Origin of the sequence: Kitasatospora sp. NPDC086009 (genome assembly GCF_044540385.1) — a bacterium.
Classification (GTDB): domain Bacteria; phylum Actinomycetota; class Actinomycetes; order Streptomycetales; family Streptomycetaceae; genus Kitasatospora.
Map to the genome: position 1 here is coordinate 16,985 of NZ_JBITSA010000034.1, position 13,176 is coordinate 30,160.

Sequence of the window (13,176 nt, forward strand, 5' to 3'; positions counted from 1 at the left end):
CGCCGACCCGGACACACTAGACGAGTCGAGTACGGGAATTGTTCCTGGTGTGATCTCCGCCATGTTCGGGAACCGCAATTCACCAGGCACATCGTGTTCCGGTGAATTTCCCTCAAAGCCATTCCGGGTCATGATCTGTACACAAAAGGGTGACCCTGACCAGGCGGTCAATGGATCGCGCAGCCGTCCATGTCCGCGGTGCGTCCCTCGAACGAGGGCGCCGTGGTCGCGGTGGGTGACGCACCGGCGGCCCGGTCCGATCCGGCCGCCGCCGTCGCCGCCCCCGAGGGCCCCGGGCTCGCGCCCGCCATCGCCGACGGGTCGGGGGAGCCCGGCGGGCGGACGGTGATCGAGCGGTCGTCGCGCAGCGCCGTGAACAGCTGGGTGGTCAGCGGCTGTACGAACTCGTCCCGGTCCGAGTCGAAGCGGTACGGGCGGCGCGGCGCGGTCAGGAAGACCGCGTCGGCGGACGGGATGCCGCGCAGGTCCTGGGTCAGGTCGTAGAGCGCGCCGAGCGAGGAGAGGCCGCCGTCGGCCCGGACCGAGGAGGTCGCCGCGTCGAGCACCGGCCAGAGCCGGGCCGGGTTCAGCAGCACCCCCTGCGACTGGACCTTGCGGATCAGGGCGGCCAGGAACTGCTGCTGACGGCCCATCCGCTGGGTGTCGCTGCCGTCGCCGAGGGTCTCCCGGGCGCGGACGTAGCCGAGCGCCTGTTCGCCGCGCAGGGTCTGCCGCCCGGCCGGCAGGTCCAGCTTGGCGTCCTTGTCGTGGATCGCCTGCGGGACGCACACCTCGACGCCGTCCACGGCGTCCACCATCGTCTTGAAGCCGTGGAAGTCGAGGATCACGTAGTGGTCCATCCGGATGCCGCTCAGCTGTTCGACGGCCCGGATCGAGCAGGCCGGGCCGCCGGTCTCGAAGGCCGAGTTGAACTGCGCCAGCACCTGCCTGCTCCGGGTGCCGTCCGGCTTCTCGCAGACCGGCACGGTGACCATGACGTCGCGCGGGATGGAGACGGCGGTCGCGTGCTTCCGGTCCGCCGCCAGGTGCAGCAGGATCGTGGTGTCCGAGCGCTGGCCGCCGGCCTCGCCGTACGTGGCATTGGCACCGGTGCGGTCGTCACTGCCGATCAGCAGGATGTTCTCGGCGCCTTTGGCCCCCGCGGTGCGGCTGGGCCGTTCGGCCTCCAGTCGGGCCAGCAGCTGGTCGGTGGCGGAGTCGGTCCGGATGTTGCCGTCCAGCTTGCGGTAGGCGATCCAGAGCACGGTGCCGCAGGCGACCAGCAGGAGGGCGAGGACGCCGGCGGTGATCATCAGCCACCGCCTGCGCCTGCGCCTGCGCCGGGGCCTGGTCGGGGAGTCCGGGGCCGCGGGCTCCGGGTCGGGGGAGTCCCGGTCCGGGGAGCCCGCGGTCGCGCGGGCGTCCCCGGTCGGGCGGTTCTCGGTCGGGGGGTGCTCGGTGTCGTCCTCGGCCATGGCAGGGATGTCTACCCGCCGGGCCGGAGCCGGGGGTTAGCCGAGGCGCAGTGTCACCCGTTCGGACTCGGTCCGCTTCTCCCACTGCTCGGCGCTCAGGCCCTCCGAGTTGCGGCAGAGCACCACCGAGGCGCCGGCTGCCAGCGGCGCCAGCAGACCGGCCTCCAGGCCCGCCCAGTCCTGGTAGGAGAGGGTGGAGAGCACCCGGTCGCCGGCCGTGATGCCGAGCCGGGCCGCGCCCTCCCGGGCCAGCTGGACGGTCTGGTCGCCGGTCAGCTTCAGCGGCAGGCCGTCGATGCCGGTCTCCAGCGCGGGCGCGTCCGGGGTGACGGGGGAGTACGGCGCGAAGCGGTCGCCCTGGCCGGGCACCTCGGCGGCGTAGTCGAGGAAGCCGTCCGGGCGCTGGGGGAACCGGCCGCCCAGCGGACGCAGGGCGAGGGCCACCCGTTCGCCCTCGCAGGCCTGGGCGGCCTCCAGGCCGTCCGGTCCGCTGACCACCAGGTCGGCGTCGGCCGGGTCGCCGGCCGGCACCGCCGTCACACCGACCGACCAGCAGGCGAGCAGCCAGACGGCGCTCTGCCAGTGGGCGGGCAGCAGGAGGGCGGCGCGGTCACCCGGACCGGCGTTCAGCTCGTCCTGGAGCAGGTTGGCGGTCTTGGCCACCCAGTTGTCGAAGGTCCGGGCGGAGAGTTCCACCCGTTCGCCGGTGGCGTCGTCGTAGAAGGTGACCAGCGGAGCCGCGGGGTCGACTGAGGGAGTGCCACCTCGCAGGAATGCGTGCAGCAGCTCGACAGGGGTTCGGGCATCGGCAGCGAAAGGCGCAGTCATGGTGCGCCCCAGCCTACGGCCTTCGGGTGGGCGACCGGGAGGGGTGGCGGACCCTGCGCAAGGTGGCATGGCGGGTGCGGTGTTTTGCCCTGAACATCCCTTCTATGGGTATCTCTTTGCCGGCCGCCGCACTCGCCGGCTGCACCGCCGTCCTGCTCCTCCAGCCCGTTCCGGCCGCGGCCGCCGCCGATCCCGCCCAGCAGCGCCGCACCTCGGCCGGCGGCGGCTCGGTCACCTCGCTGCCGTTGGGCGCCGACCGCGCCCTGGCGCCGCGCGCCACCCGCCCGTTCGAACTGCTCGGCGTCGGCTGGAACGGCCCCGCCCGCTCGCTCGACGGCGGCTCCGTCCGGGTCCGCACCAGGGACGCCGCCACCCACGTCTGGGGCGACTGGCAGGTGCTGGAGGCGGACGGCGAGGACGGACCGGACGCCCCGGGCGGCGGAGCGACGGCGCCGCTCTGGACCGGTCCGAGCGACGGCGTGGCGGTCCAGGTCACCGCCGGCCCCCGCGGCCTGCCGGACGGCCTGCGGCTCGACCTGGTCGACCCCGGGCAGGGCGCCGCCGGGGCCGCCGGGGCCGCCGGCCGGACGCTGCCCGCCGAACCGCCGGACGGGCGCCGGGCCGCCCGGCCCGACATCGTCACCCGGGCCGGCTGGGGCGCCGACGAGTCCCTCCGGGACCCGCAGGTCGAGTACACCGGCCCGGTCCGGGTGGTCTTCGTCCACCACACCGCGACCGCCACCGAGTACGACTGTGCCGACGCGCCCCGGATGATCAGGGCGATCTACCAGTACCACGTGCGGAGCAACGGCTGGCGGGACATCGGCTACAACTTCCTGGTCGACCGCTGCGGCACCCTCTACGAGGGCCGGGCCGGCGGCGCCGAGCTCGCGGTGCACGGCGCGCACACCCTGGGCTTCAACACCGACTCGGCGGGCGTCGCGGTGCTCGGTACCTTCGTCACCGACACCCCGCCGCCGGCCGTACCGGACGGGCTCGCCCGGCTCGCCGCCTGGAAGCTCGGGCTGGCCGGCCAGGACGCCGGCGGCCGCACCCAGCTGGTCTCCGGCGCCGACGGCACCCGCTACCCCAAGGGCACCGCCGCGACCTTCGACGCCGTCTCCGGCCACCGCGACGCGGTCGCCACCGAGTGCCCCGGCGCCACCCTCTACCCGCTGCTCCCCGCCGTCCGCACCCAGGCGGCCGCGCTGCAGAGCGCCGCCCGCCCGGCGGCCCCCTGGGCCCGCTGAACCCGCGAGCCCGGGGCCTACACCGGGCCGGGGCCCCGGGGCACCAGCGCCCGCAGCTCGGCGGTCAGCGCCCGCGCGACGTCCGGCCGCAGGTCGTACCGGGCCGGAGTGTTCTGCAGCAGCGCGATCCGCCAGCCCGCGCCCGCGTTGACGGCGATCACCGTCTGCAGGGCGTTCAGGCCGGGATCGAGGTCCTCGGCGTCGTCCGGCACCAGACCGGCGACGGCGTCCAGCTCGGCCACCCCCGGGCCGAGCGCCCGGATCCGCCGCACCTTGGCGACGTACTCGGGGGTGGCGTGGTCCGCGAAGATCCGCCCCAGTTCGGCGGCGATCACCGACCGCCCCGCGTACCTCGTTCCGTCGAATCCGACCATCTCCCCGTCCTCGGCGAACGGTCCGGCGCACGCCGCGCCGTCCCGCAGGTTCCACCCGTCCAGGGTCCGGTGGTAGAGCGCCCGCACCGCGCCCTCGTCGGCGTGGGACAGCTCCGGCAGCCGCGTATCGTTCATATCCCCATGGTCGGCGAAGGCGGTGGAGCCGGACAGCGGAGGAGGCGCGGGGCGGTGTCGGACGAGGCGGCGACCGGTGCGCGGGTACGCCTCTGGCGCCCGGGCTTCCCGCTGGACGTGGCCCGCACCCTGCTGCCGCTGCGGCGCGGCCCGGCCGACCCGGCCTACCGGACCACCGGTGACGGCGCGGTCTGGCGGGCCTCCCGCACCCCGGCCGGCATCGGCACGCTGCGGGTACTGGCCAGGCCGGCCGCCGGCGAGGTCGAGGCGCGGGCCTGGGGCCCGGGGGCGGAGTGGCTGCTGGACCGGCTGCCCGTGCTGCTCGGCGCCGAGGACGACCCGGCCGCCCTGGTGCTGCCGCCCGGCCCGCTGCGGGAGGCCCAGCGGCGTGCGGCCGGCGTGCGGCTCACCCGGACCGGGCTGGTGCTGGAGTCGCTGGTGCCCGCGATCCTGGAGCAGAAGGTGACCACCGACGAGGCGTACCGGGGCTGGCGGACGCTGCTGCGCGACTTCGGCACCCCGGCGCCCGGCCCGGCCGAGGGCATGCGGGTGGCGCCGTCGGCCCGCGAGTGGGCGCTCGTCCCCAGCTGGGAGTGGCACCGCGCGGGGGTGGACCCGAAGCGCTCCGCCACCGTGGTGCGCGCCGTCCGGCTGGCCGCCCGGCTGGAGGAGGCCTCGGCGATGGACCACGCCGAGGCGTTCGCCCGGCTGACCTCCGTGCCCGGCATCGGGATCTGGACGGCCGCCGAGACCCTGCAGCGCAGCAACGGCGACCCGGACGCCGTCTCGGTCGGCGACTACCACCTCCCCAACCTGGTCGGCTGGGCCCTGGCCGGCCGACCCCGCAGCGACGACACCCAGATGCTGGCCCTGCTGGAGCCCTACCGCCCGCACCGCCACCGCCTCTGCCGCCTGCTGCTGAGCACCGGCACCCACGCCCCGCGGTACGGCCCCCGGCTGACCCCCAACGACCACCGGCGGCGGTGAACTCCGGCGCCGACCCGTTCGCCGACGGTCCGAGCGTGAATAAGCTGACCGGCCATGACGGGCTCTACCGGCTGTGGGTCGGCGACCACCGCGTGGTCTACGAAGTCCAGGGCGACGTGATGGTCGTCCTCGTGGTCAATGTCGGCAACCGCCGTGACGTGTACCGCCGGTACTGACCCCTACCGAACCTCGACGAAGGCGTCGGCGCCGCGGGCCGGGCGGTCGCGGGGCGGTTCGGCGGGGCGGCCGACCGCGACGGCGCCCATCGGGTCCCAGCCGGCCGGCAGGTCGAGGGCCGCGCGCACGGTGTCGCGGCAGAACATGGTGGACGAGACCCAGGCCGTGCCGTAGCCCTCGCCGGCCAGGGTGACCAGCAGGTTCTGCACGGCGGCGCCGATGGCGACGGTGAACATCTCGCGTTCGGCGGCGGCGCGGCGCGCGTCGGGGTAGTCGTGCGAGCCGTCCATCACCAGGCAGGGGACGACCAGGTAGGGCGCGTCGCGCAGGACGTCGCCGCGGGCGGTGCGCCGGGCGATCAGCGCGTCGTCCCAGCCGTCCAGCTCGCGCAGGTCGCGCTGCCAGGCGGCGAGCATCGCGTCCAGCAGCCGGGTGCGGACCGCGGCCGACTCCAGCAGGACGAACCGCCAGGGCGTGGTGTGGTGCGGGGCGGGCGCGGTGACGGCGGCGGCGACGGCGCGGCGGACGGCGCCCGGGTCGACCGGTTCGGGGGTGAACGCGCGGATGGTGCGGCGCAGGGTGACGGCCTGCCGGACCGCCTCGGAGGTGCCGAGCCGGAACATGTCGTCCGCGGCGGCGCGCACCAGTGGGCGGGTGCCCGCGCCGTCCTCGGCGGTGACCAGGTGGCCGAGGCCCCGGACCACGGCGACCGGGGTGCCGGTGGACTTGCCCTTGACCAGGTCGGCGGCGGCGGCGAGTTCGTCGGCGGTGGCGGTGACGGTCATCGCGAGTTCGTTGCCGTGGCTGTCGGTGCGGCCGCGGTGGTCCTCCAGGACGGGCAGTCCGGCGGCGCCGATCGCGACGTCGGTGAGGCCGTTGCGCCAGGGCCGGCCGAAGGTGTCGGTGACGACGACGGCCAGCCGCAGCCCGGTCAGCTGCTGGAGGCGGGCGCGCAGCGCGCGGGCGGAGGCGTCCGGGTCCTCGGGCAGCAGCAGCACGGTGCCGGCGGCGGTGTTGGAGGCGTCCACCCCGGCGGCGGCCATCACCAGGCCGTTGCGGTTCTCGACGATCCGGACCGGGCCGCGCCGGGCGACCACCCGGACGGTCTCGGCGTCGATCGCGGCCTCGCGGTCGGCGGCCCGCAGCACCCGGCCCTCGGCCTTGCTGACGATCTTCGAGGTGACGAGCAGGATGTCGCCGTCCTGGTACGTCCCGGCCTTGGCGATCAGCGCGGCGAGGTCGGCGCCGGCGTCGATCTCGGGCAGGCCCGGGACGGGCAGGACGTGCAGGGTCACGCCCGCACCAGCTCGGCGAGCGCCAGCGCGGCCCGGGCCATCTCGGCGGTCGCCGCGACGTCAGTCATCAGCAGCGGCACGGCCCGGCAGGTGATCCCGCCGGCCTCGACCGCGCCGACCGAGGCCTCGTCGGCGGTGTCCACCAGCCAGCCGTCCAGCAGGTCGGCGCCGTAGTCCAGGGCGACCGCCGCCGCGGTCGCCTCGACGCCGACGGCGGCCAGCACCTTGTCGGCCATGCCGCGGACCGGGGCCCCGCCGATGATCGGGGAGAGCCCGACCACCGGCGCCGCGGCGGCGGCCACCGCGGCCCGGATGCCGGGCACGGCGAGGATGGTGCCGATCGAGACCACCGGGTTGGACGGCGGGAACAGGATGACGTCGGCGGCGGCGATGGCCTCCAGCACACCGGGCGCGGGCTTGGCGGTGTCCGCGCCGACCGGGATGATCGCCTCGGCGTCGACGGCGGCGTGCAGCCGGACCCAGTACTCCTGGAAGTGGATGGCCCGGGTGCCGTCCGCGTCGGTGATCCGCACGTGGGTCTCGACCCGGTCGTCGCTCATCGGCAGCAGCCGCACGCCCGGCTGCCAGCGCACGCAGAGCGCCTCGGTGACCTGGCTGAGGGTGTACCCGGCGGTGAGCATCTGGCTGCGGACGAGGTGGGTGGCGAAGTCGCGGTCGCCGAGCCCGAACCACTCGGGCCCGACGCCGTACTCCTTCATCTCGGCCTTGATCGACCAGGTCTCGTCGGTGCGGCCCCAGCCCTGCTCCTCGTTGATGCCGCCGCCGAGGGTGTACATCACGGTGTCGAGGTCGGGGCAGACCTTCAGGCCGTAGAGGTGGATGTCGTCGCCGGTGTTGCCGATGACGGTGATCTCGTCCTGCGGGCTGAGGGCCTCCTTGAGTCCGCGCAGGAAGCGCGCCCCACCGATTCCGCCTGCCAGTGCCACGATGCGCATGCGCCCATCCTGCCATGGCCCGACTGGCCGTCAGCCCGGTCCGCGGGCCGCCGCCCGCCCGTCGTCAGCGGGCCTCGGCCTGCTCCTGCGGGTGCTGCTCGGGGACGGTGGCGCCGCCGCCGTACTGGTTCATCTCGGTCAGCCCGGGCGTGTAGAGGTGGATGGAGACGGCGGGCTCCAGCGCGCCGTTGACCACCTCGTGCAGGTACCCGGAGGAGAACACCCGCTGCCCGCCCGGGCGCAGGGTGCGGGCACCCTCGCCCGCGTGCGTGAGGGAGCGCTCGATCAGCTCGCCCCGGACGACGCTCATCACCCCGGAGGAGACGCCGTGGTCGTGGAAGCCGCTGCTCTGGCCGGGCAGCCAGCTGAGCAGCCAGACCTCGTAGCCGGGGCCGGTCTCCAGCCGGGCGTACCAGCGTGTGAGCGCGTCGTAGCGGACCAGCGGCTCCCAGCGGGCGCGGTCGGCGGCGATCTCGCGGACCAGCCGGGCGTAGCCGGCGACGGTGGTGGGGTGGCCGGGCAGGTCGGTGCGGGCCAGGTGCGGGAAGGCCAGCGGGTCGCCGGCGATGGAGACGTCGCTCAGTCCGTCGGCCCAGCCACGGGCGGGCCGGGCGGCCGCCGGGGGAGGCGTGGTGGGCGCGAGGCCACGGCGGGTGAGCTTGTTGCGGTCGCGGTTCCGCTTGCGGATGCGGTTCATGCGCACGGGAGTCGTCCTCGGAGTACGGCTGGTTCGACAGGGATCAGCCGGATCCGGGATGTCCTGGGGCGGGAATCGCGGGCGGCCTCTGTGCTTCCTGGGCGGCGCGCGGTGGGACAGCGGGCGCCTAGATACAGGAACAGAGGCGACAACAGGGGTTCACGGCACGGCGGAGCGCGGAACCGCTCCGGGGGCGAGTGAACTCTGACATGTGGGAAAGGAGACCGCATCGAGCGCTCCGGTGTCAACTCATGAGCCGGGGCAATCGGGCGGGATAGGCCATGAACTACCCGATGGGGTGATAAATCACCCTCTAGGTTTCGATGAGAAGATCGCCGGGAAGGCAGGCCGATGACCGACCTGTGACGATGACTGCGCGTCACGTGGTGGAGGGTTGCAAGGGTTCGACGGGATCCGGGCTGTTAGTCCGATGTGTCCAGATATGTACACTATTCGTAACGGCTTGGTGCCGGGGAGTGAATCCTGGCCCCAATACCAGAGCTCGGCTTGACTGGGCCAGAGTGACGCAACTGTAATTTCTCTCGTGTCGTCCGCCGCACGAGGCAACGGCAACCACGGGGACGCCAAATAGGGGCAGAGGAGGCGCGCCACATGAGCGAGCTCTTTGAGCTGTTGATCGGTGACGGCATCGAGGAGGAGGAAGAAGAACTCGGTTGGCAGGAGCGCGCGCTGTGCGCCCAGACCGACCCCGAGTCCTTCTTCCCGGAGAAGGGCGGCTCCACCCGCGAGGCCAAGAAGGTCTGCCTCGCCTGCGAGGTCCGCTCCGAGTGCCTGGAGTACGCCCTCGCCAACGACGAGCGGTTCGGCATCTGGGGCGGCCTCTCCGAGCGCGAGCGCCGTCGGCTCAAGAAGAGCGCGGTCTGACCGGGGCGGCCCCTGGCCCTGCTGACCCTCCGACAACCGCACAGCTCGACGGGCGCCTCACCGCGACGGTGGGGCGCTTCCGTGTTTCCGGGCCCTTGCGCGACCCGGTGCGCACAGCTCCTCCACGGCCCGCGGACGGCGGCGCCATCCGGAGCCGTTAGTGTGGTGCGCCATCCGGTTGCCGTTCACCGGCTGTGTCCACCGAGAACTGGGGCCCGCGCACTCGATGACCGTCTACAGCCACCAGAGCGGCTTCACCGCTGCCAGGCCGCCCGCCTATCCGCGCCACCTGGTCACCGCGGTGATCGTCTCGCACGACGGGGCCCGCTGGCTGCCACAGGCCCTCGCCGGCCTGCTCGGCCAGGACCGTCAGGTCCAGCGGGTGCTCGCCGTCGACACCGGCTCCACCGACAGCTCCCCGCAGTTGCTCGCCGACACCCTCGCCGACTGGCTCCCGGAGAGCGGCCCGATCGTCCTCGGCCGCCGGGCCGGCTTCGGCACCGCCGTCGGCGAGGCCGTCTTCAACAGCCCGCCGCTGCGCCCCGAGGACCTCCCCTACCGGCTCGACCCGTCCGGCTACGACCCGGTCACCGGCGGCTGGGACGACTTCGGCGACCCGCTCGGCCACGAGGACGACCTCGGCCGCGGCGGCCCCAGGGAGACCCAGCCGGTCGAGTGGCTCTGGCTGCTGCACGACGACTGCGAGCCGCAGACCGACGCGCTGCGCCGCCTCCTCCAGGTCGCCGACTCCACCCCCAGCGCCGCCGTCGTCGGCCCCAAGCTGCGCAGCTGGTACGACCGCCGCCAGCTGCTGGAGGTGGGAGTCACCATCGCCCGCTCCGGCCGCCGCTGGACCGGCCTCGACCGCCGCGAGCAGGACCAGGGCCAGCACGACCAGGTCCGCCCGGTGCTCGCCGTCTCCACCGCCGGCATGCTGGTCCGCCGCGACGTCTTCGAGGAGCTCGGCGGCTTCGACCGGGCGCTGCCGCTGATGCGCGACGACACCGACTTCTGCTGGCGGGTCAACGCCGCCGGCCACCGCGTCGTGGTCGCCCCCGACGCCGTGCTGCGGCACGCCGAGGCGGCCAGCCGCGAGCGCCGCGCGATCGACTGCGGCCCCTCCCACCCGCACCGGCTGGACAAGGCCGGCGCCGTCTACACCCTGCTCGCCAACTCCAAGGGCGCGCTCTTCCCGTACGTCCTGCTGCGGCTGGTGCTCGGCACCCTGCTGCGGGTGGTCACCAACCTGCTCGGCAAGGACCCGAAGCAGGCCTTCGACGAACTCGCCGGTCTCGGCCACGAACTGCTCCGGCTGCCCCGGCTGCTGGCGGCCCGCAAACGCCGGGCCCGGCTGCGGGCCGCCGACGCCCTGGACGACCGCTCGCTCTTCCCGGCGCCCGGAGCCACCGCCCGGCTCGCCGTCGAGGGCGTGATCGGCTCGCTCGGCATAGGGGGCGGCGACGACTCCGGGGCCGGCCGGCACGGCTCGGTCGAGGCCGGCCCGGGCGACGAGGACTCCGAGGACCTGGTCGTCGAGCAGTTCACGCTGATCAAGAAGCTGGCCCGTCGCCCGGCGCCGGTCCTGTTCGCCGCGCTGCTGGTCTTCGCGCTGGTCGCCTGCCGCGCCCTGTTCGGCGCCGGCGCCCTGTTCGGCGGCGCGCTGCTGCCCGCCACCGGCGGCGCCGGCGGCCTCTGGTCGATGTACGCGGACGCCTGGCACCCCGTCGGCACCGGCTCCACCGCGGCGGCGCCGCCGTACCTCGCGGTGCTGTCGGTGCTCTCCTGGGCGCTGTTCGACCACGCCGACCTCGCGGTCACCCTGCTGGTCGTCCTCGCCGTGCCGCTCGCCGCCGTCAGCGCCTACCTGGTCTCCCGGCCGCTGCTCGACTCCAAGCTGGTCCGTGCCTGGGCCAGCGCCACCTACGCCCTGCTGCCCGCGGCCACCGGCGCGCTCGCCCAGGGCCGGATCGGCACCGCCGTCCTCGCCGTCCTGCTGCCGCCGCTGGCCCGCGCGGCCGCGATCTCCGCCGGCCTCGGCATCCGCGCCGAGAGCGCCGCCAAGGGCGCCCGGCCCGGCTGGCGCCCGGTCTGGATGACGGTCCTGCTGCTCACCCTCGCCACCGCCTTCGTGCCGCTGGCGTGGGCGCTGGCCGTGCCGCTGTGCCTGGCCATGCTCGCCGCCGCCGTGGTGCGCGGCGGGGCGTTCGGCTCCGGCGGGGCCGCGCTGCGGCTGCTCGGGCTGCGCGTGCTGGTGATCCTCGGCGCGCCGGTGCTGGTGCTCGCGCCCTGGTCGCTGCAGGTGCTCTCGCACCCCCAGCTGCTGCTGCTGGAGGCCGGTCTGCCCGGTCTGCACGGCGGCGGCGCGAACGCCGTCGGCCTGCTGCTGGTCAACCCGGGCGGCGCCGGAGTGCCGCCGGTCTGGCTGTCGGCGGGCGTGGTGCTCGCCGCGCTGGCCGCGCTGCTGCGCGCCGACCGCCGCCGCGCGGTGCTCGCCGCCTGGGGCGCCGCCGGCGCCGGCCTGGTCTTCGCGGTCGCGGTGGCGGGCACCTCGGTGACCCCCGCCTCCGGCGGCCCGGCCGTGCCCGCGTGGGCCGGCCCGGCCTCGCTGCTCGCCGGCATCGCCCTGCTGGCCGCCGCCGCGATCGGCGCCGACGGCGCCAACGCCCGGGTGGCCGGCATCGCCTTCGGCTGGCGCCAGCCGGTCGCCGCCCTGGTGGTGGCCGCCGCGGTGCTCGCCCCGCTCGGCACCGGCGTCTGGTGGGCCGTCACCGGGGCCGACGGCCCGCTGCACCGGGCCCCGGCCGCCCAGGTGCCCGCGTTCATCGCCGAGGAGGCCGGTACCAGCGACCGGGCCCGCACCCTGGTCGTCACCGGCGACCCGAAGGGCGGCTCGGTCCGCTACACCCTGGTGCGCGGCGCCGGGGTGACGCTCGGCCAGGCCGAGTCCACCGTGGACCCGGCCACCGGCACCACCGAGCGCCTCGACAAGGTGGTCGGCAGCCTGCTGGCCGGCTCCGGAGCCGACCAGGCCGAGGCGCTGTCCGACTACGGCGTCGCCTACGTGCTGGTCGACCAGCCGGTGATCGGCGCCTTCAAGGACGTCCTGGACACCACCCCGGGCCTGGTCAAGGCCAACCAGGACGGCGGCACCGCGCTCTGGCAGGTCAACGGCACGCCCGCGACCCGCGCCCTGATCACCGCCCCCGGCACCACCCCCGTGGCGGTGCCGTCCGGCGAGCGCGACCTCGACACCGCCGTTCCGGCCGGTCCCGAGGGCCGGGTGCTGCGCCTCGCCGAGGCAGCCGGCCCCGAGTGGAAGGCGACCCTCGACGGCACCGCGCTGGAGGCCACCACCGTCGACGGCTGGGCGCAGGGCTTCAAGCTCCCGGCCGCCGCCGGCAAGCTGGTGGTCACTCGTGAGGGCGGCCTGCTGCACACCGGCTGGATCTGGGCCCAGCTGCTGCTCGGCCTGACCGTCCTGGTGCTGGCGCTGCCCGGCCGCCGCAACCACAAGGACGACGACCTGCCCGAGGAGGTCGTCGCCGCCGCCGCGCTGGCGGCCGCCGCCCAGGCGCAGGCGCCCGCCCCCGGCAGCCGCCGGGCCCGCCGGATGGCCGAACGCGGCGAGGGCGGCGAAGGCGGCGACGGGGACGGCGAGGGCGGCGTGTACGAGGGCCGGCCGGGCGCGATCCCGCCGCAGCCCGCGGGCGAACCGCCGGTCGAGGCGGTCCAGGCGGCCGCGGCCGTCCAGGAGGCCGAGCAGTACGCCGACCCGTACCAGACGTACCAGCAGGCCGACCCGTACAGCTACGGCTCCTACCCGGCCCAGCCGACCGCCGCGCCGTACGGCGGCGGCCAGGAGTACGGCGGCGACGGGTACCAGCAGCAGGCCTACCCGCAGGGCGGCCAGCAGGGCTACGACCCGTACCAGCAGGACCAGCAGGACCAGCAGTACGGCGGCTACGACCCCTACCAGCAGGAGGGGCAGCAGCCGTGGGTGCCGGGGCAGCCGCAGGGCGAGCCCTATTACGACCCGAACGATCCGAATGACCCCAACAACCCCAACAACCCCAACGGGCCGGGCCGGTACCCGCACCACCACGGATCGGGGAGCTGA

At 75.1% G+C, this 13,176-nt stretch carries 11 protein-coding genes; 5 read left to right on the plus strand and 6 right to left on the minus strand.

Annotated elements, in window-relative coordinates:
- Positions 1-167: 167 nt before the first annotated feature.
- Complete coding sequence (locus ACIF6L_RS37580; protein WP_396491803.1) at positions 168-1,475, minus strand: LCP family protein; 1,308 nt, start codon at positions 1,473-1,475, stop codon at positions 168-170.
- A 36-nt stretch (positions 1,476-1,511) separates the two neighbouring features.
- Complete coding sequence (locus ACIF6L_RS37585) at positions 1,512-2,303, minus strand: TIGR03089 family protein (RefSeq protein WP_352289068.1); 792 nt, start codon at positions 2,301-2,303, stop codon at positions 1,512-1,514.
- Positions 2,304-2,407: 104 nt separating this feature from the next.
- Between ACIF6L_RS37585 and ACIF6L_RS37590 the strand changes: the two genes are divergently transcribed.
- Positions 2,408-3,553, plus strand: coding sequence for a peptidoglycan recognition protein (locus tag ACIF6L_RS37590; RefSeq protein ID WP_396491802.1), 1,146 nt, complete (start codon positions 2,408-2,410; stop codon positions 3,551-3,553).
- Between the two features lie 17 nt (positions 3,554-3,570).
- Here ACIF6L_RS37590 and ACIF6L_RS37595 read toward each other — a convergent pair whose 3' ends face one another.
- A complete protein-coding gene (locus ACIF6L_RS37595; protein ID WP_329487929.1) occupies positions 3,571-4,062 on the minus strand; it encodes an SgcJ/EcaC family oxidoreductase in 492 nt (163 codons plus the stop codon).
- Positions 4,063-4,068: 6 nt separating this feature from the next.
- Here ACIF6L_RS37595 and ACIF6L_RS37600 point away from each other — a divergent pair, with 6 nt between their 5' ends.
- Positions 4,069-5,049, plus strand: coding sequence for a DNA-3-methyladenine glycosylase family protein (locus ACIF6L_RS37600; protein WP_396491801.1), 981 nt, complete (start codon positions 4,069-4,071; stop codon positions 5,047-5,049).
- Positions 5,050-5,084: 35 nt separating this feature from the next.
- Positions 5,085-5,225 (plus strand): type II toxin-antitoxin system RelE/ParE family toxin, encoded by a 141-nt coding sequence (locus ACIF6L_RS37605; protein WP_396491800.1) that lies wholly within the window; start codon positions 5,085-5,087, stop codon positions 5,223-5,225.
- Positions 5,226-5,228: 3 nt separating this feature from the next.
- On the opposite strand, the gene ACIF6L_RS37610 is transcribed toward ACIF6L_RS37605, so the two are convergent.
- The 3 genes from ACIF6L_RS37610 to ACIF6L_RS37620 all read right to left on the minus strand — a co-directional run bounded on the left by ACIF6L_RS37610 (position 5,229) and on the right by ACIF6L_RS37620 (position 8,180).
- Positions 5,229-6,521 carry a coenzyme F420-0:L-glutamate ligase gene (locus ACIF6L_RS37610; protein ID WP_352289050.1) on the minus strand — a complete coding sequence of 431 codons (1,293 nt, stop codon included), beginning with the start codon at positions 6,519-6,521 and terminating at the stop codon, positions 5,229-5,231.
- Positions 6,518-7,477 carry a 2-phospho-L-lactate transferase gene (gene cofD, locus ACIF6L_RS37615; RefSeq protein WP_396491799.1) on the minus strand — a complete coding sequence of 320 codons (960 nt, stop codon included), beginning with the start codon at positions 7,475-7,477 and terminating at the stop codon, positions 6,518-6,520. Before cofD ends, ACIF6L_RS37610 begins: the two co-directional genes overlap by 4 nt.
- 64 nt (positions 7,478-7,541) lie before the next feature.
- A complete protein-coding gene (locus ACIF6L_RS37620) occupies positions 7,542-8,180 on the minus strand; it encodes a cysteine dioxygenase family protein (RefSeq protein WP_352289044.1) in 639 nt (212 codons plus the stop codon).
- A 606-nt stretch (positions 8,181-8,786) separates the two neighbouring features.
- Between ACIF6L_RS37620 and ACIF6L_RS37625 the strand changes: the two genes are divergently transcribed.
- Positions 8,787-9,059 (plus strand): WhiB family transcriptional regulator, encoded by a 273-nt coding sequence (locus ACIF6L_RS37625; RefSeq protein WP_148644569.1) that lies wholly within the window; start codon positions 8,787-8,789, stop codon positions 9,057-9,059.
- A gap of 226 nt (positions 9,060-9,285) precedes the next feature.
- Positions 9,286-13,176 (plus strand): glycosyltransferase, encoded by a 3,891-nt coding sequence (locus ACIF6L_RS37630; protein ID WP_396491798.1) that lies wholly within the window; start codon positions 9,286-9,288, stop codon positions 13,174-13,176.